Here is a 2,640-nt window from a genome sequence, read left to right on the forward strand (position 1 = left end):
CAAGTTCACCTTATCTCCCGCATGAACTCGAAATGTGTCGCTCTCTATTTTCATTGTCGCTATCCCCCGATTAGAACCCTTGTTATTTGTTAGCCTCGGTATCGTAAAGCTTCCTGACTTTGAATGATATCAAACAACGCTGTATCAAAATTCTCTAATCTCGACTACTGATAACGTTTGTGTAAAACGTACCCCCTCTGATAATTAATGTGATCCAATAACATGACCATATCGTCCAGAACACCAACTTGTCTCATATCGCGATAGCGCTCTTCACCCTAACAATATATTCACCATCCAGGCTTAAGTTACCCGGCTTCTAATGGCAAAACATGCTCATGTGCCTCCACGGGTTCTGATTACTAAAAATGATGGCGTGATATAGGTACTTAACAAGACATAGATGGAACGTTCTGACTGAGGTTAAGTCACTATTGATATACGAGAAGAATCATCATAATCGTGTAGTAATACACATAAAGGCTGTAGAATCAGGCAAGTCTCATATTGTTTTTCCTCCTATAGTATTCTCACCTTTAAATCTTTTACTCACGGGAGTTTCATCTATGAAAACTGTTGGTTATGCCGCTCATTCTTCAGATACCCCTCTTGCTCCATTCCATTTTGAACGAAGAGAATTGCGTGATAATGATGTAGCAATGGAAATTCTTTATTGTGGCGTTTGTCACTCTGACTTGCACGTCGCCAGAAATGATTGGGGTGGCTCTTCTTATCCCGTTGTGCCCGGTCATGAAATAGTCGGTCGTGTTACTGCAATTGGTAAAAATGTCACTAAATATAATATCGGTGACAACGTGGCTGTCGGCTGTATGGTGGATAGTTGCCTGGAATGCGATGAATGTCATAATGATCATGAGCAGTATTGCCGTAATACGTTCACACTGACCTATGGCTCACCTGATCGCATTAGCAACGAAATGACGCAAGGTGGTTACGCCAAACACATCGTTGTACGAGAAGAGTTTGTATTACGACTGCCTGAAAATCTGGATTTGGCTAAAGCAGCGCCTCTATTATGTGCCGGAATTACCACCTATTCTCCTCTAAGAGAATGGAATGTCGGTCCAGGCAGTCGTGTTGGCGTAGTTGGCATGGGTGGACTGGGTCATATGGCCATTAAACTTGCCGTAGGTTTAGGGGCAGATGTGACGGTGATTAGTACGTCACCTAAAAAGGAAGTCGATGCCAGAGAACTAGGTGCGCATAACTTTCTGGTATCAAAAGATGAAGACGCCATGGCTGCCGCAGCTTCTGGTTTTGATGTCATTATTGATACTGTTCCCGTCAGCCATGATCTGAATCCATACATTCCTTTATTAGATAATGACGCGACACTGGTTATGGTCGGTCAGATTGGGCCAATTGAAGGACCCAATACAGCACCCATGGTTTTCGGCCGTCGTCGTATTGCCGGCTCATTAATTGGTGGTATAAAAGAAACACAGGAAATGCTGGATTTCTGTGGTCGAATGAATATTTTGCCAGAATGTGAAATGATCAAAATGGATGAAATTAATACAGCATTTGAACGTATGGAACGTTCTGATGTACGGTACCGTTTCGTCATCGATATGGCCTCATTAGAAGCGTAGCTAATCTGGGCAGCCAGTTTCTGGCTGCCCTTTCCATTTTCTGACAACTCATATGAATACAAAACCTTTGGCGCAGTTGCTTAGCCGCTATACCCCACACGATGGTCTGTTTGATTTGCCTATCCCAGGCGTTCGCATATTTCGGGTATCTGAAATTGACGAAGTCGCTGTCAGGGGTATTAGTCAGCCCGGTATCTGCATTATTGCCCAAGGCGCTAAACGCGCCATTATCGGGAGTGATGTATACGAGTACGATGATTCCAGTATGGCCGTTTATTCGACGGAGGTGCCGGTCTCAGCCAAGATTATTCAGGCCAGTGAAGAGGAACCCTACTTGTGTTTGATTATCGATATGGATCAGCAAAAGCTGGCCGAAACGGCACTAAAAGTGTTTCCCTACGGTTTACCTAAAACCGCACACACCAAACCGATTTTTATTGGTCAGGCTAATCCCCATATTATCGAAGCCGCTACACGTTTAATTGGTTTATCAGCACAAACGGAAGTATCCAGCTTGCTGGTACCGTTACTAATGGAAGAAATTTATATCCGTTTGTTACAAAGTCATATCGGCAAACTAGTTGTGCAGATTGCGACCACAGATTCTCATCTGCAAAAAGTCTCCGCTGCCATTTCCTGGTTGCAGGAAAACTTTACAGAACCGATGAAAGTGGACGAACTGGCTGAACGTGTCAATATGAGCATTTCATCGTTTCATCACCATTTTAAATCGATAACGTCAATGAGCCCGTTACAGTTTCAAAAAGAGTTACGTCTTTATGAAGCTAAACATCTGATGCTGTCGAAAATGATGGATGTGAGTACGGCGTGTATGCATGTAGGCTATTCCAGTGTGTCACAATTTAGCCGGGAATACAGTCGTTTTTTTGGCCAACCACCGAGTAAAGATATTCAGCTCCAATCAATGGTCGTCTAGAGCTTAAAGTGTTGTTAGCTTAGTTTCTGAATGAGTTTGTGGGTAAGCATAAAGGGTGGAAAGCACTCACAAGTGGACGACATAAATTTA

2 protein-coding genes are annotated in these 2,640 nt (G+C 43.3%); both read left to right on the forward strand.

Annotated elements, in window-relative coordinates; genetic code table 11:
* Positions 1-566: 566 nt before the first annotated feature.
* On the forward strand, positions 567-1,613 hold the full coding sequence (locus B4K20_RS05875) for an NAD(P)-dependent alcohol dehydrogenase (protein ID WP_289282226.1): 1,047 nt from the start codon (positions 567-569) through the stop codon (positions 1,611-1,613).
* Positions 1,614-1,665: 52 nt separating this feature from the next.
* The gene (locus B4K20_RS05880; protein WP_289282227.1) at positions 1,666-2,550 is read left to right on the forward strand and encodes an AraC family transcriptional regulator; all 885 of its coding nucleotides are present in this window, start codon (positions 1,666-1,668) and stop codon (positions 2,548-2,550) included.
* Positions 2,551-2,640 lie beyond the last annotated feature (90 nt).

It is taken from the genome of Methylophaga sp. UBA5088 (assembly GCF_002414625.1).
Lineage (GTDB): Bacteria > Pseudomonadota > Gammaproteobacteria > Nitrosococcales > Methylophagaceae > Methylophaga > Methylophaga marina.